Source organism: Polynucleobacter kasalickyi (genome assembly GCF_900176405.1).
Taxonomy (GTDB): domain Bacteria; phylum Pseudomonadota; class Gammaproteobacteria; order Burkholderiales; family Burkholderiaceae; genus Polynucleobacter; species Polynucleobacter kasalickyi.
The window spans coordinates 1-19,585 of record NZ_FWXJ01000002.1 but is presented as its reverse complement, the minus strand read 5'-3'; the positions used below and the strand labels follow the sequence as shown (position 1 = coordinate 19,585).

Annotated in this window: 19 protein-coding genes; 5 read left to right on the top strand and 14 right to left on the bottom strand. The window is 41.8% G+C overall.

The genetic code is table 11. The features are described 5' to 3' along the window. Positions 1-343 precede the first annotated feature (343 nt). The gene (locus tag B8983_RS02115) at positions 344-1,297 is read right to left on the bottom strand and encodes a quinone oxidoreductase family protein (RefSeq protein WP_084282236.1); all 954 of its coding nucleotides are present in this window, start codon (positions 1,295-1,297) and stop codon (positions 344-346) included. A gap of 130 nt (positions 1,298-1,427) precedes the next feature. Between B8983_RS02115 and B8983_RS02110 the strand changes: the two genes are divergently transcribed. After that, positions 1,428-2,198, top strand: a complete 771-nt coding sequence (locus B8983_RS02110; RefSeq protein WP_084282235.1) for a glutathione S-transferase family protein — start codon at positions 1,428-1,430, stop codon at positions 2,196-2,198. Positions 2,199-2,201: 3 nt separating this feature from the next. On the opposite strand, the gene B8983_RS02105 is transcribed toward B8983_RS02110, so the two are convergent. From B8983_RS02105 to B8983_RS02085, 5 genes are all read right to left on the bottom strand, one after another. Continuing rightward, positions 2,202-3,197, bottom strand: coding sequence for a Bug family tripartite tricarboxylate transporter substrate binding protein (locus B8983_RS02105; protein ID WP_084282233.1), 996 nt, complete (start codon positions 3,195-3,197; stop codon positions 2,202-2,204). Between the two features lie 14 nt (positions 3,198-3,211). Next, positions 3,212-3,604, bottom strand: coding sequence for a YciI family protein (locus B8983_RS02100; RefSeq protein ID WP_084282231.1), 393 nt, complete (start codon positions 3,602-3,604; stop codon positions 3,212-3,214). A 171-nt stretch (positions 3,605-3,775) separates the two neighbouring features. Then, the gene (locus B8983_RS02095) at positions 3,776-4,009 is read right to left on the bottom strand and encodes a hypothetical protein (protein ID WP_084282229.1); all 234 of its coding nucleotides are present in this window, start codon (positions 4,007-4,009) and stop codon (positions 3,776-3,778) included. Positions 4,010-4,067: 58 nt separating this feature from the next. Then, entirely contained in the window at positions 4,068-4,652 is a 585-nt protein-coding gene (locus B8983_RS02090) for a chromate transporter (protein ID WP_084282227.1), read from the bottom strand. After that, a complete protein-coding gene (locus tag B8983_RS02085; RefSeq protein WP_084282225.1) occupies positions 4,649-5,314 on the bottom strand; it encodes a chromate transporter in 666 nt (221 codons plus the stop codon). Before B8983_RS02085 ends, B8983_RS02090 begins: the two co-directional genes overlap by 4 nt. Before the next feature lie 134 nt (positions 5,315-5,448). Between B8983_RS02085 and B8983_RS02080 the strand changes: the two genes are divergently transcribed. Further along, positions 5,449-6,183 carry an ABC transporter substrate-binding protein gene (locus tag B8983_RS02080; protein WP_084282223.1) on the top strand — a complete coding sequence of 245 codons (735 nt, stop codon included), beginning with the start codon at positions 5,449-5,451 and terminating at the stop codon, positions 6,181-6,183. Positions 6,184-6,243: 60 nt separating this feature from the next. Here B8983_RS02080 and B8983_RS02075 read toward each other — a convergent pair whose 3' ends face one another. The 3 genes from B8983_RS02075 to B8983_RS02065 all read right to left on the bottom strand — a co-directional run bounded on the left by B8983_RS02075 (position 6,244) and on the right by B8983_RS02065 (position 8,333). Then, positions 6,244-6,837: a YqiA/YcfP family alpha/beta fold hydrolase gene (locus B8983_RS02075; protein WP_084282221.1), complete on the bottom strand. Its 594-nt coding sequence runs from the start codon at positions 6,835-6,837 to the stop codon at positions 6,244-6,246. 282 nt (positions 6,838-7,119) lie between these two features. Beyond that, positions 7,120-7,425, bottom strand: coding sequence for a DUF6538 domain-containing protein (locus B8983_RS02070; RefSeq protein ID WP_084282219.1), 306 nt, complete (start codon positions 7,423-7,425; stop codon positions 7,120-7,122). Next, positions 7,422-8,333 (bottom strand): ion channel, encoded by a 912-nt coding sequence (locus B8983_RS02065; RefSeq protein ID WP_084282217.1) that lies wholly within the window; start codon positions 8,331-8,333, stop codon positions 7,422-7,424. The genes B8983_RS02070 and B8983_RS02065 overlap by 4 nt, the downstream gene beginning before the upstream one ends. 187 nt (positions 8,334-8,520) lie before the next feature. Between B8983_RS02065 and B8983_RS02060 the strand changes: the two genes are divergently transcribed. After that, positions 8,521-8,748: a hypothetical protein gene (locus B8983_RS02060; RefSeq protein WP_084282215.1), complete on the top strand. Its 228-nt coding sequence runs from the start codon at positions 8,521-8,523 to the stop codon at positions 8,746-8,748. 47 nt (positions 8,749-8,795) lie between these two features. On the opposite strand, the gene B8983_RS02055 is transcribed toward B8983_RS02060, so the two are convergent. From B8983_RS02055 to B8983_RS02040, 4 genes are all read right to left on the bottom strand, one after another. Then, a complete protein-coding gene (locus B8983_RS02055) occupies positions 8,796-9,782 on the bottom strand; it encodes a Bug family tripartite tricarboxylate transporter substrate binding protein (RefSeq protein WP_084282213.1) in 987 nt (328 codons plus the stop codon). A gap of 114 nt (positions 9,783-9,896) precedes the next feature. After that, positions 9,897-10,886 (bottom strand): Bug family tripartite tricarboxylate transporter substrate binding protein, encoded by a 990-nt coding sequence (locus B8983_RS02050; protein WP_084282211.1) that lies wholly within the window; start codon positions 10,884-10,886, stop codon positions 9,897-9,899. Beyond that, complete coding sequence (locus tag B8983_RS02045) at positions 10,883-11,803, bottom strand: alpha/beta hydrolase (RefSeq protein WP_084282209.1); 921 nt, start codon at positions 11,801-11,803, stop codon at positions 10,883-10,885. Before B8983_RS02045 ends, B8983_RS02050 begins: the two co-directional genes overlap by 4 nt. A 33-nt stretch (positions 11,804-11,836) precedes the next feature. Then, complete coding sequence (locus B8983_RS02040; RefSeq protein ID WP_084282207.1) at positions 11,837-12,820, bottom strand: Bug family tripartite tricarboxylate transporter substrate binding protein; 984 nt, start codon at positions 12,818-12,820, stop codon at positions 11,837-11,839. A gap of 187 nt (positions 12,821-13,007) precedes the next feature. On the opposite strand from B8983_RS02040, the gene B8983_RS02035 reads away from it, so the two are divergent. After that, the gene (locus B8983_RS02035) at positions 13,008-13,889 is read left to right on the top strand and encodes a beta-keto acid cleavage family enzyme (protein WP_084282206.1); all 882 of its coding nucleotides are present in this window, start codon (positions 13,008-13,010) and stop codon (positions 13,887-13,889) included. Between the two features lie 86 nt (positions 13,890-13,975). Here B8983_RS02035 and B8983_RS02030 read toward each other — a convergent pair whose 3' ends face one another. Further along, complete coding sequence (locus tag B8983_RS02030) at positions 13,976-15,640, bottom strand: amidohydrolase (protein ID WP_159460788.1); 1,665 nt, start codon at positions 15,638-15,640, stop codon at positions 13,976-13,978. A gap of 247 nt (positions 15,641-15,887) precedes the next feature. Here B8983_RS02030 and B8983_RS14305 point away from each other — a divergent pair, with 247 nt between their 5' ends. Then, the gene (locus B8983_RS14305; RefSeq protein WP_084282204.1) at positions 15,888-19,301 is read left to right on the top strand and encodes a beta strand repeat-containing protein; all 3,414 of its coding nucleotides are present in this window, start codon (positions 15,888-15,890) and stop codon (positions 19,299-19,301) included. The last annotated feature ends 284 nt before the right edge of the window (positions 19,302-19,585 follow it).

Sequence of the window (19,585 nt, the reverse complement as noted above, 5' to 3'; positions counted from 1 at the left end):
GTGAAAACATAAAGCACTAAATTCAAGATTTACATAGTACCTCGTGTTTTTTCAGCTTCAAGATGTTCGAGTAACGCCTATCGCTCGATTAGAATCCCTAAGTGCATACTCTACAATCACATTATTTTTACTGCGGCAAAAAATCATACCAATTTATTGGCATGAGCATACCAAAGCCACTCTTCTTGACTTTTAAGTTTTGAGCTCGGTAGTTCTATGTTGTGACCCCATGGTAATTGTGCAACGACCCGTTGCACAATTTTCTCATCAGAAATGGGAACTTCATTTCACCGAAAACTCAAGTTTCAGCTTAAAGAACTACATTATCTAAAACGATCACAATTCAAACAAGAAGGACTGTTCTAGTCTCAGAAGATGTCGTATTCCATGCTTGAGATACCTCAGAAACAGGTGTTGCTTGCACCTTTACATTGAATCCTGCTACAGGTGCGTAGGTTAAGACTTGAAGGACTGAATTCAACATCTGCGCAATGGAAAGACTACCTAGTCCGCTACCCATTAACCGTAAACCACTAGAACGCAGTGCCGAAGCTGGGAATGGGATACTTGCACCACCAATAGAACCGATTTGTACAAATTGGATTTTTTTGCTTAATGGACGATTTTTTGCGGCAAGATGAATTAGACAAAGCGCGCTTGGCCCCCATAAATAATCTAGAACAATATCAATCCCCTCTTGATACTCAGCTTGAAAAGAAGTTTCCATCTCATTCATCTTTTCTGACAACAAAATACAGTGATCAGCACCAAGCGCATACAAGTCGTCAAAGGTACTAGCACGTCTTGCGGTGGCGATGATTTTTTTTGCTCCTAAATATTTTGCAATTTGAATCGCCAGTCGACCTGATATGCCGTTTGCGCCATTAATCAAGACGGTATCTTCTGTGCGCATTTGCGCTTGTTCTACCAGTGCTGCCCAAGACGACATTCCAGGAATAGCCATCGCAGCTACCACTTCAGGACTTAAGGTATCAGGAATTCGTAGACAATGCTCTTGCGGCACAGAGCAATACTCACCCATTGCCCCAAATGGATTACGCGGGAGTAAAAAATAAACTCTGGAGCCATCCTCAAGGGTTCCTACCCCATCAAACCCCGGAATAAAGGGAACTTCATTATCAGAACTATAGTGAGCCGCTGAGGCTCTGGCTTTGGTTATTTGACTAATGGAGGAAGCTTGTACACGCACAAGTTGATGACCAATTTCTCGCTCAGGTTCTTTAAAATCGGCGTAAATTGGGGCTTGCTCTTTATCAATAATGACAGCTGCTTTCAATTAAATTCCTTAAGAAAATAAATGTTTACCGGAAGTGTCCAAAAGAATACTTTCACCTCTACCTAAAATCGATCTTGAATTAGGATAGAATAAAACAAAAATATCATAAAAAAATAATTTTTGGAGACATATGGCTGAGTTTATTCTGTATAACGCGCCGCAATCAACTTGTAGCCAACGCGTTCGATTTGTTCTCAATGCAAAAAACATACCCTTTACTGAACATAAATTAGACCTTTTTTCTGGAGATCAATTAAAGCCTGAATACTTGGCGATTAATCCAAATGCAGTGGTACCAGCACTCATTCATAACGGACATACCATCTTAGACTCATCAGTCATCGTCGAATATCTGGATGAAGTGGCAAGTGAGGAAGTTTGCTTCAGTCCATCCCAGCCAGAAAAAAAAGCCTTGATGCGCTGGATGATGCGCTATGTCGACGAAATTCCGGCGCCGGCTATTCGGGTCCCCTCTTACAATCTTGCTTTCCTGCCCCATTTTCAGCAAATGACCGAGGAAGCTTTCCTTGACTTAGCCAATTCCAAACCACTTCGTAAAGAGTTTTTACTGACGATGGGCAGAACTGGTTTTCCAAAGGCAGAAATGGATCAAGCCTTAGATAAACTGAATCGTACGGTGATCAGAATGAATGAATGGATTACCCAAAACAAAGGTCCTTGGATCATGGGTGATCAACTGAGTCTGGTGGATATCGCCGTGATGCCAGTGATTGTGCGGATGGAAGATATTAATCTCAGCGCTGCTTGGGCAGATAAGCCACTCATCAGCGCCTGGTTAGAAAATATTCAAGGGCACCCAGTTTTTCAGAAGACCTACTATTCCGGTTCTTTACTCACCGAAAAATATCCTCACTTAGCACATTTAAGACCCAAAAAATAATCCTCATTCAGCGGTAGCCCCAGACTCTTTAACAGCTTTTGCCCATTTGGGGACTTCCGCTTTGACATACTGCTTGAACTCACTAGCGGATAAGGATTTGGTATCGAGTCCTAAACCGGTCAGCTTCTCTTTGATATCTTTCGACTCAATGGCTCGATTAATTTCAGCATTTAATTTCGCTAAAACATCAGGCGGTGTTTTGCTAGCTGAAAAGAAACCAAACCAAGTGGTATCGTCAAACTCCGGAAATCCTTGCTCTGCCATCGTTGGCACATCTGGGAGGGCTGCTGAGCGCTGCGCACTCGTCACCGCTAAGGCTTTTAATTTGCCGGCTTTAATAAACGGAATGGTTGGTGGCATCGAGGTACTTGATATTTGTGTATGACCTGCAACCGTTGCACCTACTGCTTGAGCAGGTTGATAGGGAGCATGCACAAAATCAGAATCCGTCATTTTTTTAAAGCGCTCAATCGTCAAATGCGTCGTCGTGCCAATACCAGAGGATGAGTAACTCAACTTTTCTTTTTTTCCGTAACTGACTAGTTCTTTGAGGTTATTCACGGGTAAAGCGACATTAATACCAATCACATTGGGGGAACTTGCTCCTAATGCAACCGGCTCAAAATCATTGATAGCATCATAGCCAGCATTTTTATAGATACTAGGATTAATGGCGAAAGACACACTATGTACCAAAATGGAATAGCCATCGGGATTCGATCTTTTCACATAGACACAAGCTATATTGCCACTCGCTCCTAACTTGTTTTCGACGACGACATTCCAGCCTAAAGTTTCAGTTAACTTGGCTGCAACCAAACGGGCAATCGAGTCGGTTGAACTACCCGGACCAGTAGCCACAATCAAGTTGATCGGTTTTTGTTTAGGAAAATCGCTTTGCGCAAAGCTCATACTGCTGACGAATGCACAAAGCACAATAATAAGACCCTGCCAACTCTTCACTTTCGAAAATAAGAACTTTCTTGATTGCAACAGCATATCCAATTCCTTTCTTAAAGTATTTTTTGTGAACGGTCTGAATAGTTCAACTGAATCGTAATCGTGCCTTCATTCAGTAACCAAGGTCTCACCTTAAATGTTCTAGCGCCAGATTGATGCATTGGATCTTTAGCTGCAATTTCTTGGGCATGCTCTAAGGAATTAGCCCGAATAATCACCATTCCCTCGCCATTCCAATCGGACTCATTCTCGGCAAAAAAGGGTCCAGCCCCAAACATCACACCTGACTTTTCTAAACCAATTTGAAACTCCAAATGCTTTTCTAGGTGTTCCATCACCGGACCTAAACCATTCGTTGGTGTTGTAAAAACCACGTAAAGTTCTTTACAAAGCATGTCTTTGCATGCCTGCAGAATATCCGCCTTAGTTACTGATGGGGCATTCATCTTGTCTCCTGTTTGTTTGGCGATTCATTATTCTCGAATCTTTTTTGTAATCAACTATTGAATATATACAAAACTAAAACAAATGCTACCTAGGGGATTCCCCATAGGCTTAAATTTTATTTAAACCTATGGGTGCTGATGAAAGCGATTAGTCCTTCTCGCATACATCTTTTATGTTGGACTAACGATACGCTGTTGAATCACCCTTGGCACAAGGCTAGTTGTTGCTAAACCCTTAAAAGAAGTCTCCTCTAATTGAGAAACTTGCTCTTTTAATTCAAGGAAAACTTCCCCTGCAGTAGTTTCAAACCAAAACCAGTCTTGAATACTGAGCGCTGTATGTTTTCCGGGTTGTACAGATTTTGCTTCGTAATAAAAAGCCTTTAACTCGTCAGGCACTAGCATCACTTGGGCTTAGCTCAGTCTTGCCTACCGCTCAATGAAATGGAAAGAAGTGATGAAACTAAGCGATCCAGCCGGTCATCCCGACAAGAGCGCCGAGGCCCAATAAGGCCAGAATATGTAAGCGGGTGAATACCACTAAAAGAACAGATACGAAAGCGAGTAACCACGTTGGCCAGTAAACCGCGACATTCATGTCATGAGCAACAATAATCCAACTGGAAGCCAGCATCGTGCCCACCACGACGGGCGCTACCCCCTTCTTAAAGGACTTCACAATCATGCGTTCATTATTTTTATGCACCCACCTTGTGGCCGTGAAATTTAATAAGCAAGATGGTAATAGGATACAAAACATCGACATGACAAAGGCAATCACCGCATAGGGAATGGTCGAGTGACCCACTGGTGTGGCATTCACCCCAAAGCCCCAACCGAGCATCGCCATCATTAACGCATTGGGGCCCGGTGAAGCCTGAGCCAAGGCAATTCCGTTCGTAAATTGGTCCTCGGTAATATATTTATTTTCGATCACGAAAAACTGATGCATTTCTGGCAAGAGCCCAATCGCACCACCAATCGCAAATAAAGAAACGCTCGCAAATTGCCACGCGACATGGAACCAATCCGTTAAGCCAAGCATCATGATTGGTGCTCCGAATGCTTAGACTGAGCTTCTGAGGAAGTATCTGCTTGCTTACCAGGTAATTCCCGAATCCGCAAATAAGTTAAGTAAATACAAATAGGCGCAAGAGTTAACAGTAAAACAATCAATTTCAAATGAAAAATGACTAAACCTAGAAAAGCAAAAAAGGAAAAGAGCAGTGCGCCCCATAAAGAAATTGGATGGGTCTTGAGGCCCGTAGCTAATTTAATCGAAGAACCTGCAATTAATCCCGCAGAAACTGCCCCCATGCCCTTGAGCGCACCCGCCACGAGAGGTAAATCTTTAATATGTTCAAAAAAGATAGCCACTAGGATTAAAACAATCGATGGAAAGAAAAAAATACCAGAAACTGCTAAAAAAGCACCTAGGCCACCAAACCAGCGATTACCGAGCATTACGGATAAATTGACAATATTAGGACCAGGTAAGACCTGTGCAACCGCCCACTCTTCTAAAAATTCTTTATTCGTTAACCACTTGCGCTCTTCCACAATCACCTGACGAGCAATCGGAAAAACACCACCAAAGCCTTTCAGGGCAAGCATCGACAAGGCCCAAAACAGGGCTTTTGCACTCTCAGGTCGCGCATTCCCTGAATGTTGTTGCGTTGGTTGTGAATCGCTTAAAGAAGTCTCTTGCATAACTACGAATGTCTCAAAAGGAATTGCTAATAATTTAATAGCATAACCGAAACTGTTTTCAATTGAATAAATTTGGGGTCTTCAAAATTATTCATTAAAATGGATTGATCAATAACAATGAGGAGATAGCAAACATGGCAAACATACAAGAGATTTTGAAAGACTTAGCCCCTACTGGCAAACTGAGAGCTTCTATTAACGTTGGCAATCCTATTTTGGCAAAAAGAGATGCAGTTGGTTCTCTCCCCTATGGTGTTTCAATTGATTTAGCCAATCAGTTAGGTAAAGAACTCAATACTGAAGTCGAACTCGTGGTTTTTGAAGCCGCGGGTAAGTCGGTGGAAGCAGTGTCCAATAAAAATGCTGATTTTGGCTTTTTTGCAGTAGATCCTGTGCGTGGCAAAGAGATCTTCTTTACAGCGCCATATATCGTGATTGAAGGTGCTTATTTAGTAAAGAATAATTCACCACTCAGAGCAAATGAAGAAGTAGATAAAGCACCGAACCGCATTGTAGTTGGTAAAGGAAGTGCTTATGACTTATACCTTACCCGTGAAATCAAACAAGCCCAACTCATTCGTGCTGAAACTTCACCAACGGTCGTCAAGCTCTTCCTCGAAGGTAACTATGAAGTTGCAGCTGGCGTGAAGCAACAACTAGAATCTGACATCATCCAGAACCCTAGTTTACGTTTGTTACCTGGTAAATTTATGGAGATTCGTCAAGCGATGGGTGTGCATAAAACCACTTCAGCTGCAACCCAGGCATTTATGTCGGATTTTGTGTCTAGAATGAAACGTTCAGGATTTGTTTCTGAGTCCATGGTACGCCATCAAATTAAAGGTGCCATGTTAGCTCCCCTAGATTAATGTAGAAATCGGCGTATTTAGCGAAACTCTGTTAGCTAAATACGCTTGATTAGACATTCTTCACTCTTGGGTCTTCAGTAGCTGTTCAATATAGCGCAAGACACTCGAAAACTCTGGTCCATTAAAACGATGATCAGCATCTTCAAAAATAGATATCGCCGTATTTCCCACCTCACTTCCCGTTAGTTCCTCGATGATCTTCGTATGATCAATCACCTCGTCATGACGAGAGATAAAGTAATGTGCCTTGGGGAGCGGCTCCACCGCTTGATACTTGGCTAATACATCAGCATGCTCAGGATGCTGGGCGCGCACATGGGCCGGATCTAAACAGGGATTGATTAATACTAATTGACAGGGATAATCCAATCCAAGCTTCTGACTTAACCGACTAGCCAACCAACAGCCCATTGAACTGCCCACCAAAATCAAACCGATGCGCTCCGACTCTGCGCCAGTGACAGGCGCTTCTTGTTTTTTGCCAGCAATCACTGCTTCAATATTTGCCAGCACCTCCACTAAAGAGCGCTCGGGATCAAGGTCGGCGGCAAAGGCAAATACCTGGTTGGGCCCAAAATAGGCAGCTAACTTTTGAAACTTTTCAGCCTTTGGGCTAGAGGCATAGCCATGAAAAAAAATAATGAGGTGGTTCATTGGGCGATTAATAAGAATTTACTTAAGGATTTACTATCAGATTTTACTGACAACACTTTCAGATACGTCTGACATTTTGGGAATTCTTTGTTCACTAGAATCAATAGATCGATGTGTTTTGAGATTGCGTATCGGTAACTAGTGGTTAGGCATGAGTGGACTAGTGAGTGGAAACATAACCGTGTCAGTGATGCAAGAGGTAAACAGCTATGCTCTAGCTTCCTTGAACTTCTGGGCAAAACCGATTGACTCCCGTAAGGAGTCTTTTTTATTGCCAATGCGTTAAACACTCTTAGAATCATTACCCGGCAAGACATCATCAAACTGCACATGATGGGCAATCAGTAAGGCTTTAGCTTCAGCATGACCGACTTTCTTCGGATCTCGCAACAGATGAAACAAGGAGTTATGCTGCTGACTCAAATGACTAATCCGCACCTTCGCTTCTTCTAAAGAAGAGCCTAAGGAAATTTTTAGATCGTCTCGCCCAACAGTTGCTTGAAGATCCTTAGGAATTTTGCGGTGATAGACATAAAAAGGTTTACCCGTTGGATCTAAAAGCGTTAATAAATGAGGGACTGTTTTCATTTTTTCATCAAACCGGATAAGATTTTTTTGAAACCTGGTTGCTGAGTAAAAGCCTCTTCTAGATCATTGACCATATTTAAGTCAATCACATGCTCCCCCTGCTCGGCATCAAACTGAATCACGCTTTTAAACCGCCGATCCCACAAAATATCTTCTGGCAAATAGGAATAGACGTGATTCACGTTTTGAGAAATCGTGCCATCAATCCCGGTAATTGTCGCAATTAAACAGCACTTCTCGGCAGCTAAGTCGGCCTGCGTTTTATTGAAAATCGGACTCGTATTGGTAATCTCATGCTTCACCACCCAACTCGCCGTCATGACATGATAGTAATTATTCTCCAGAGGCATATCTACTAAGCAAATTTCTACTTGACCATGAGAGTTGGTAGTCGGCATCAAGAGTTGTAAGCTGATCTTGGCATTCATGATCATGTTATTACGCAAGTGTACGACTCTAAACATGAGCTTGGGCACGCCATCATCTACATTGATCACACACTGCTCACTAAACTTTAAGCGCCCACTTGGCAATGAAATACGAGCGAAGGTTAAGGCCGCAAAAGTCCCGATTCCGACTAAGCCAATCATCACTTCCAGCGTCGCTAAAGTATGGGCATAAATCGTTTGCGGCGTATAGGCACCGTAACCAATCGTACCCATGGTTTGCACGCTAAAGAAAAAACAGTCTAAAAAATTATGTGTAGGTACTCCAGCAATGGAGTTGGGCTGAAGATAGTATAAAAAACCAAAGATGGCATTTAAGCCCAAAAAGATCAGCACAAAGGTACCAATAAATTTGGTGAGGGAACTCTTGAGGGTCCCGTGATAAAAATCAAATCCTTCAGAACGATACTTTTCTTTAAAGTTAGTTCGCAGGACCTGACTAAATTTATTTTTCTGCAGCATATCGAATCGTTTAAATAGGAGAAAGACCTAAAAGTAGCTATTGAACATGCAAAGTATACGCACAAAACTCCTTTGCCGTCTCTGTTTTTACGTCCGGAAAAATAAGACTACTGTAGCTAGGGGAATGATTCGCATTTTTGCCATAAATTTGTTATAAAGGACATTATCTTAATAAAAAAACAAGACAATGACGCCTCCTTCTGATTCCACACTCGCTCTCAAAATCGAGCACTATCTTGCACACGGTTTATTTTTTATGCTGATTTTTGGTTTGGCCTATTGGATTTGGCCACTAGAGAATAAAGGCACTACCGAATTCACTACGTATATGGCGGTGCTTCTATTAGGAACGGTACTGTTTAATTCCTGGAAAAAGAATTGGATGAACCGTGTGTACGACCAGTCTGAACAGTAATCAGCTCTTGCCTTTAATTGACAAGAACTGACTGATTCATTTTGTTATTACTCTACCTTAGCGCCAGAGCTCACTACAACGCCAGCCCATTTCTTCACTTCGCTTTGTAAGAAAGTACCGAACTGTGCGGAAGTATTTTTGGTAGATTCCATGCCTTGAAGGACAAACTTTTCTTTGGCTTCCGGTGTTTCCATCGCACGATTAATAGCAGCGTTCATTTGATCTACTAAGGCTGGTGGCGTACCAACCGGCACGAAGAAACCAACCCAAGTGTAGTCATCAAAATCTTTGTAACCAAACTCACCAACTGTTGGTACATCTGGTAATAAAACAGAACGCTTCGAACTTGTTACTGCAATCGCTCTCACATTACCGGCTTTAATTTGTTGGACAGCTGGTGGCATGGAAGTGGAAGAAATTTGCGTATGACCAGCAACTGCAGCACCCACTGCTTGGGCAGGTTGATACGGCACATGGGTAATATCAACGTGCGCAGCCGTCTTTAAGCGCTCCATCGACAAATGGGTTGTGGTGCCAATACCAGAAGAGGCGTAGCTCATTGGTTCTTTTTTGGCTAAATCGATTAACTCTTTAAGATCTTTGACAGGCACCTTCGGATTGACCGTAATGATGTTTGGGGTACGTGGTCCTAATGCTAGAGGCGCAAAGTCTTTCAGCGCATCGTAGCCAGCATTGGTATACAAGGAAGGATTCACTGCGTAGGCCACGCTATGAACCAAGATAGAGTAACCATCTGCAGGGGCTCTTTTAACAAACTGCGTCGCTATGTTGCCGCCAGCACCGGGTCTGTTTTCGACCACAAAATTACCACCCGTCGTTTTAGCAAGCTCTTGGCCCACAATTCGAGCAATGACGTCCGTAAATGCACCAGGTGCAAAAGCTACGTAAATTGTCACGTTTTTCGCTTTTGGCCATTCTGTTTGCGCAGATGCCATCTGGCTAAATAGGCCACAGATGAGACCAATCATGAGGATTGATTTAGTTTTAACGATATATTGAAATGGATTGTACATTTCTAGTCTCCAAAGTTGTATTTGAAGAGTTTAATACAGTAGTGATGTTTTTTTTAGAATTTTTATATAAAACGGTGCAGTCAGTAAAAACGCCCTCCAACAATCTCAAGCTGCTCAATACAATTTGATATTTGAGTTTTTAATCACTTTCGTCCACTTGTCATTTTCAGACCTAATATAAGTCGCGAAATCTTTGCTATTTAAATAAGAACTCTCAATCCCTTGCGATTTAAATTGCTGTTGTACTTCTGGCGATTGAATCGCTTGGGCAATCGCTTTGTTTAAGCTTGCATCCATCGATTCTGGCAGGCCATTGGGACTCATTAAACCAAACCAGACCGTTGATTCAAAACCAGTCAGTCCTAATTCATTTAAGGTAGGAATGTCACTAGCAATGGAACTTCTTTTGAGTCCGGTGGAGGCTAAGGCCTTTAATTTTCCGGAAGTGACATGCTGCATGACAGTCGAGGCTGGTACAAACATCACCGAGGTCCTACCTGCTAATAAATCGGCCATCGCAGCATTGCTACCTTGATAAGGAACATGAATCATTTTCACATCCGCCATCATCGAAAACAACATCGCCGCCATATGTAAAGCTGTTCCGTTACCAGCACTGGCATAAGCAATTTCATTGGGCTTTGATTTTAATAACTGAATCAGCTCAGTCAGCGAATTCACATTCAATGAGGGGTGAACCACTAAAATATTAGGCACACTACCGATCATACTAACCGCCGTTAAATCTTTCGATAAATCTGTTTCGGCAGCACCCTTAGCAACTGTATTGATTACGTTGGCCACCGTACTCAAATACAAGGTATAACCATCGGGTGGGAGGGATGCAACCAATTTGGCAGCAACCCCAGAACTACCTCCCGGTTTATTTTCAACGATCACTGATTGACCTAAAACCTGCCCCATCTTATCGCCAATCACGCGCGCCGCCACATCAGAGGAACTACCTGGGGCAAAGCCCACAATAATTTTGATGGGTTTGTTCGGGTAGGCCGATTGAGCCTGCAAAAGGGCAGACACCATCAGTCCCAAGGACAAAAGCAGGGCCGCAAGCCATTGGCCGGGTTTTAGGTAAGGATGGTTCATTTTGCCAAAAATACTGCTGGAGTTTGACTAAAGAAGGCGAGTAGCACGTCGTAAACCAACAAATAATTCGTTTGTTGAAAACTAGCATGTGCCACACCTGGCATCACAGCAAAGTGTTTATCGGTATTAGGCAGACGTCTAAAAAACTCAATCAAATCATCAATACCGGCAATACCATCATATTCACCACGCATCATGATGGTCGGAACGGTGACTTTTAATGGATCGACCATTGGTAATTTCGTACACATATCCACATAAGTGCCAGTAGGAACTGAATCATCGAGTTCTAAAGATGCTGTAGCAAAGGCATCAATCATTTTTTGATCTGCAGTACCAGGGTGATCTCGGTCAAAGACACTTTGAATTACTTCACGGTTAAAAGGTCGACGATTCACCCCCACTAAATTTGGTAACATTTTTCTTCTCTCAACAAGCGTGGGACTCCCCTCACCCGTCCAGACAAAAGCGTCAAGAGCCAGACGAGATACCCGCTCTGGATACCACTGCGTAAACAAGGCAGACTTCAATGCGCCAGAAGAAATCCCGTACAAAAGCACTTGTTGAATAGCATCATGTTTCAGAATATAGTCAGTAGCGGCAACAATATCTTGCGCGCCATTTTCAACCCCAAAGTTAATATCCCGGCTCTTATCGGAACGACCATAGCCCTCGTTATCTAGACACCATGTGTCATAGCCCTTCGATGCAAAGAAATCCATGACTGAAGACCAAGATCTCCCATCAACCTGTAAATCAAAGGTGGGTTGTGAGCACCAAGAGGATCCATGTATAAATAATATGGTTCCTCGGTAGTTCGTATTTGCAAAGCGTTTTTTCTGCCAAAGAAAAAGTTTGACCTCCTCTTTATAAGCCCAGTGCGTTTGGCCTTCCACGCTTGCCTGAATTACTGACATCTTGTCTCCCTTAATTGTATTTTTAATGTTGCTTTACTGCATCGGTAATGCACTGACCTCAGTCGCAATTTTTCCCCAACGAACCACCTCAGAAGAAATAAAGTCTGATGCTTGCTTAGGCGTTCCGCCCAACATCACAAAGTCATTTTGTTCTAATTTTTCAATCACCTCAGGTGATTTAAGCGCTTGATTTAATGCCAAGTTTAATTTTTGAATAATGGCTGGAGGTGTCTTTGCGGGCGCAAAAAAACCTTGCCAAATATCATCCTTCATTTCTGGTAAACCTAACTCGATGACCGTCGGCACCTCCGGAAAATTAGGCACACGTGTCTCACTCGTGACTAACAATACTTGTAGCTTTCCTTGTTTGACAAACTGTCCAACTCCAACTGGTGCACCACAGTAAATGGGCACTTCCCCGCCAACCAAACCGGTAATGGCTGGCGAAATTCCTTTGTAGGGAATATGCGGAATATTTAATTTCCACAGACCATTAAAGATGCGCTCACATGCAACGTGTGGCTGCGTCCCAGCACCAGCAGAAGCAAATGACAATTTTTCCTTGCCGGCAATTTCTTTGAGTTGATGAAAGTTTTTCACACCCAAGGCTTGATTGACTACAATCACCATCGGTTGGGTAGCGCCAATCACAATCGGTGCGAAATCTTTTTCGGGTTGATAGGTAGCAGTCGCGGCATTCAAGGCGGGATTCACCACGATGGCTGATGAGCCGGCGAGAATCGTATAACCATCTGGCGGTGAACTCGCGACAAACTGTGTACCAATTTGCGCTCCAGCTCCTGGCTTGTTTTCAATCAATACGGATTGATTCAAAATCGAACTGAGTTTTTGGGATAAGACCCTCGCTGCTGTATCACCCGCTCCACCGGCCGCAAAAGGCACAATAATGCGAATCGGTTTACTAGGATAACTAGTAGCGGATTGCGTAGATTGGGCGAAGGCGTTACTTGAAAATAAAAATACCGTACAAAAAAATCCATTTAAAAATTTGCTCATGTTGCAATCTTTCAATGTAAATCTTAGTTATAAAATTTTATTTACCGACTTGTCTCGAGAATTAGTCTAATCGAAATTTACGCAAAAAGTTCTCTTGCTAGGGTATATCCCGATAAAGTCCCTACTGTAATTTCTGTTACTTGGCTTCATAATAGAAAAAATTTATCTATAAAAAAAGGAGACACTCATGAGTAAAACTATCTTGACCTGCGCGATTACTGGTAGCTTGACTAGACCGGATATGACACCTTATCTTCCCATTACGCCTGCTCAAATTGCTGAGTCTGCGCTAAGAGCTGCCGATGCTGGTGCGGCGGTTGTTCATCTGCATGTACGCAATCCTGAAACAGGCACACCATCCATGGAATTGGCTCACTATGCCGAAGTGCTGCATCTAATTAAGGCGCGCAATCGTGAGGTCGTGATTAATTTGACCACTGGTGTCGGTGCGCGTTTCATTCCATCAGCAGATGATCCAAAGGTGTTTGCACCTGGCACAAGCTTATGTCATCCTCTCAGAAGGGTTGAACATATTACGGCTTTAAAACCAGATATTTGTTCATTGGATTTAAACACCATGAATACGGTCAATGAAATTGCTGTCAATACGCCTGCTTCTGTCCGTGTCATGGCTAAAGTGATTCGCGATGCAGGAGTGATGCCTGAACTAGAAATATTTGATACTGGTGATTTAAATCTTGCGAAAGACTTAATGAAAGAAGGCACTCTTGAAGGTCCCGGTCTATTCACCTTTGTGTTGGGTGTGAAGTACGCTCTCAACACCGATCCACAAACACTCATGTATATGCGTAATCAATTACCACATGGTGCTAAATGGGCAGCCTTTGGTATTAGTCGTGCGGCCTTCCCGACCGTTGCCCAATCCTTATTGTTAGGTGGTGGTGTTCGTGTTGGCCTTGAAGATAATATCTATATGTCCAAAGGTGTCTTGTGCGAAAGCAATGCACAACAAGTCGAACGTGCGAAACGGATTGTGGAAGACTTAGGGGGTGAGTTAGCTTCTTCCAATGATGCGAGAGAAATTCTCAAACTCAAACCAACGAATTAAATACTCATTTCAGTAACAATTACTTGAAGGGCATCTACTCAGAACTCGATGCTGAATAGATGCCTTGATTACTGGATCGATTTTTTTCAATCCTGCATTTGATAAACGACATTACCACCAACAACCGTCGTAACAGGTTTTAACCAACGGATATCGTCTTCAGGCACGGTGAAATAGTCTTTATCGAGTATCAAGAAATCTGCCAACCTATTCTTGGCGATTGTGCCTTTCTTATTTTCTTCCCAAGTAAACCAAGCACTGCCTTGGGTGTACATTCTTAATGCTTCTTCTCTCGTTAATTTCTCGGTAGGTCTAACAACATCGCCGCGCCAATTTTTACCGGAGATGAGCCAGTGCATCGAAATGAAAGGTCGATAAGAAGAAGAGGTCGTGCCATCCGTCCCACCACCAATTGGCAGACCACTTTGATAGACGGTTTTGACGGGTGGTATATCCTGCGCACGATCACCCCAATTGGTCTGCATCAGATCACTACCGAGTGATTGGCGATTTTGCATTTGCACACCCATGCCCAATTTTTTCATTCTCGCCATAATGCTAGGAGTGATTTGCTCAGCATGTAAAAAAGTAATTCGTAAATCATTGATCGGTGAAGTCTGATGGACTGCCTCTAAGGAATCCAACATGGCATTCATGGTGGTTTCTAAAGTCGCATGAAACTGAAAGTTAATTTTACTGTCAGCACCAAGCGCTACAATCTTTGCAAGCTCCTCTTTTGCCTGATTACTAATCGGAAATTGTTTGGGAAGATACCCATCTCCCATACTATTTAGAACGCCTTCGCCAAGGCCATTGAATAACAGCATCTCATCACTCGAAGCGCTGGTAGTAGACGCAATCCATTTTTTAGCTTCATTTTGACTGCCCGTCGGAAAATGCAGGCCAACACGTACGCTCATTTTTTTACGACGCCAGGTTTCAAATAAGACTTGATAATCAGGCTCATCTACGCCAATGCCAAAGGTCTCTCCTACGCTCGTTAGTCCCGCTTGATTAAAGTCGCGCATCACCAGTTGGAGTCCTGTAATTTTCTCTTCTAAGCTAGGCGTTGGGAATGCTTTTAAGGCTAACACTTGACCGTTAAACCCTTTAATGAATCCATTAAAATTTCCTGTAGCATCTTTGCCAATAGTCACGCCACCGGGTAGTTCAGATTGAGCGGTAATTTTACTTTGTTGAATGGCCGCCGTATTCATTTGCCCGACATCTCTTAGGGCTTGAAGATACACCGGATGATTCGGGGCTACACGGTCTAATTCCTCGAGAGTCGGCATGCGGCGCTCTTTTATTTGACTAGGATGCCATCCACCGAGGGTCAAAATCCAAGTCCCTTTGGGTGTTTTTTGTACACGTTCACTAATCAGTTTTAGGATTTCAGGGATGGAAGTCGCTTCATCTAAGCGAACTTCATACTTCCAGTACATTCCTGCTCTAACCATATGAATATGGGCATCGTTCAAACCCGGAATCAGTGTTTTACCTTTGGCATCAATCACCTTGGTGCCTGTTTGGATCAGGGCTTGGATCTCGTCATTACTACCAACCTTAATAAATTTCCCAGATCGTACTGCAACCGCCTGTGCCTCTTTGTGACTCGCATCTAAGGTAATCACTTTGGCATTAATAACGACTAAATCGGCACCCGATTTTTGTGTATCTTGAATCAGGCTAGTACAAGATACGAGAGGAAGGCAAAGGAATAAAAAAGCAATTTTAGTAAATTTAGGCATGAAGATCTTCTTAATCATGAATAGTGATTATTCACAATAACTGACTTTGTATTTTTTTTAAATTAGCAATTACCCATGGCCAAAAATGTATGCCAAATAAATTATGTCAGCTTGTCCTAACTCTTTTAGTTCTTCCAACCCAATTACCGAACCACATATAACAAATTAAAACCTTTATTTTTTGCTCGTTAAGTCCAAATTTTTTTTAGACTCATGAAAAGCTCAGGCGTTGAGCCTCGATGCTTGTATGATTAAAAATAAGTTTTTACTTTTGATTTTATTAATCCGTAAAAAAATCAATAAACTTCTTTATCAAATTTTGAGAAACATAATGACTTCTTACTATATTCAATCTGGCGAATCAATATCAAATATAACTCTTGAATATGGTGATTTAATAATTAATTATGCCGGTGGAACTGTTAGCAACATTAGTGTAAACGGAAGTGCTGAAATAATCATTATGGGGGGCTCATTTTATAGCGGAATACAAATTAATTCAGGTGGTTACCTCGACCTACACTTGTCTGATGGTACCTACTATGGAAATAATTTCCCTGGAATCACTATCAATCCTGGTGGAATTCTTCATTACGTTCAGGTTGGGAATGGTGTAATTGTTAACGGAGGTGACTTTTCACCTCCGCAAGCAATGGAAGAAATTCTTAATGGTGGCATTTCTAATGATGTGACTTTTTCTTCAATGCAATATGTTCAATCTGGAGGCGTTGCAAATAGAAGTACGATAAATTACTCTGGTTCTCAGGGTGTTTTTTTAGGAGGGGTTGCAAATGACACTATCATTATTTCAGGTTCACAAGGGGTTAGTGGCATAGCGAATGGAACCATCATTAACGGCGGATTAGTTGAAGGAAATGGATATTCCTTTAATGTGGGAGGAATTCAATATGTTAACACCGGTGGTGTTGCAAACAATACCATCATTAATGATAGTGGTAGACAATATGTTGGGTATACAAACTATTCAATTGGAGGGGTGGCAAATAATACTGTTGTGAATTTTGGCGGTTTACAACTTGTCGCTGGTGCTGGAGTCTCAAATGGAACGGTAATTAATGGTGGTTCCGTTAATGTCGATGGAGTAACTTATAGTATTTACACAGGATGGCATGATGGAGGAATAGCGAATTCAACTATTGTTAATCTTGGTTCAATGCAAATTGGTGGGGAGGCCAATGACACAGTTAACAATGGTGGATATGTTGGAATCTTACCCGGTGGTTCGGCAAAAAATACTATCTTAAATGGTGGAGTTCTTGGTAATTCAGGGTTATCTATTGGAACTATTCTTAATAATAGTGGATGCGAGTATGTTCAAGGAGGAGTTTCAAATTACGCCACAATCAACAATGGGGGAGCTCTTTTTGTAAGTAGTTATGGTTTAGATCCCTATTTATTGGGAGTATCTAACGGTGCGACTATAAATTCAGGCGGCAAACTTGAACTCTACTCTGGATATGCAAATAATGGATTTATTCACTCCGGAGGACGATTGGATGTCCTGAAATATGGTATTTCAAATAATTTTTCAATCGAAAATGGGGCTGTGTTTACGATTGCTCAGGGTGGAATAGCCAATTTCAATGCAACATCCAATTTAGAGATTAATTCCAACTCAAATAACTATGGTTCAGTAACTATCGATACAAATGGATTTAGCATTGATTTATCGAAGATAACTGATGGTTTAGGTTATTCAATTACAAACTCTGGTGCCAGTACCATAATTCAAGGATCAATTTTTAACGACACAATTTCTGGGGGCCTTGGAAGGGATACCATTAAAGGCGGAGTTGGGAATGATTTGCTAATTAGTGGGATTGGTAATACTTATTTAGATGGTGAAATGGGCCTAGATACAGCATCCTACATTATTGCAACTGCCGGCGTAAAAGTAAGTCTTGCAATAAAATTAGCTCAAAACACTATTGGTGCGGGAGTAGATACACTTCTCAATATTGAAAACTTAACTGGAAGTTCATTTAATGACACATTAATTGGCAATGACATTTCTAACTTAATTGACTCTGGTTCAGGTAATGACACATTAAGTGGCGGCGGTGGTGGTGATATTTTATTTGGCGGTGATGGAGAGGACGTTTTAACCGGAGACGCTGGCGCTGATACTTTAAACGGTGGAAACGGTTCAGATATCTATTTAGTTACTAGACTAACCGACTATGCCACAGGTGAAACAATGAACGACACAGGAACTGGTCAAAATGATATAGACGAACTTCGAGTCGCATTACTAACGGCAGGAACTTTGGTGGTCCTCAATTCAACATATGGAATTGAAAAAATTGTTATTGGAACAGGTAATGCTTCTAGTGCAATAACTACAGCAGGAACATCTATTAATGTGGATGCTAGCGCACTAACTTACGATGTTTCAATGATAGGTAACTCCGGAAGAAATAGTCTTGTAGGGGGGGCTGGAAATGACACAATTAATGGTGGTAATGGTAACGACACCATCATCGGCGGAGATGGCAATGACCTCTTAATAGGAGGAGCTGGTCAAGATACATTCATAGCGACCTCAGGTCTTGATAGTATTTTAGACTTAGGAACTGGTGGTGCAGATATTATCAATGTAACAAATAATGCAATATTGAATGCCACTATAACTTCGGCATGGACAGCAACTGCGGCAACCTATAACAATGGAGGTATCGTAAATATCATAACTGACTCAATGGCGGTAGACTTAGATAAAGTAATCTCTGGTGCCACTGGGTTTAATATATCGAACATGGGTTCTGCGACTAACTTAAAAGGATCTATGTGGGCTGACACATTAACTGGTGGCACTGGCAATGACACATTAAGTGGTGGCGGTGGTGGTGATATTTTATTTGGCGGTGATGGAGAGGACGTTTTAACCGGAGGCGCTGGCGCTGATACTTTAAACGGTGGAAACGGTTCAGATATCTATTCAGTTACTAGACTAACCGACTATGCCACAGGTGAAACAATGAACGACACAGGAACTGGTCAAAATGATATAGACGAACTTCGAGTCGCATTACTAACGGCAGGAACTTTGGTGGTCCTCAATTCAACATATGGAATTGAAAAAATTGTTATTGGAACAGGTAATGCTTCTAGTGCAATAACTACAGCAGGAACATCTATTAATGTGGATGCTAGCGTACTAACTTACGATGTTTCAATGATAGGTAACTCCGGAAGAAATAGTCTTGTAGGGGGAGCTGGAAATGACACAATTGATGGTGGCAATGGTAACGACAGCATCATCGGCGGAGATGGCAATGATCTCTTAATAGGGGGAGCTGGTCAAGACCGATTTATCTTTGACTCTGTAACAGATCATAATATTGACATCATTTCTGATTTTCAAATTGGAACTGATAGTATTTGGTTAGACAGAGCCATTTTTACTGCCTTAGGAAAAAACAACTTAAATTCTCACTTATCAAATAAAGATTTTATATCAGGTTTCGGATCAAATACCACAATCACTATTGATCAACACATAATTTATGATAATAATAGTGGGGCACTTTATTATGATGCAGATGGTAATTCAGCAAATGGAGTGATGCCAATTCAAATAGCAGTTGTGGGAGTGTCTACCCATCCTTCCTTATCTGCTCAAGATATTTTTGTATATTGATTTATTAGTTTAATTAGTGACTTCCTAAATAAAACCTTTAGGCTTCAAAGCTTTATTAATGATAAGTAATACTTAAATATTCATATTAATTAACTTTAAAGAATTTAAAAACCAATTATTCTTATTTCCTAGAAACCTTAATAAGAAACGTATTGAGTAATTTAGATTTAAACTTCAGTTAATATATTTCGTGGATTCAAGTACGAAGTGCAACACGTTTTACAGACTGCATAAAAACTTCGTTGGGTGTTTTAAATCCTAACCTTTTTCTTGGTCGGTTATTT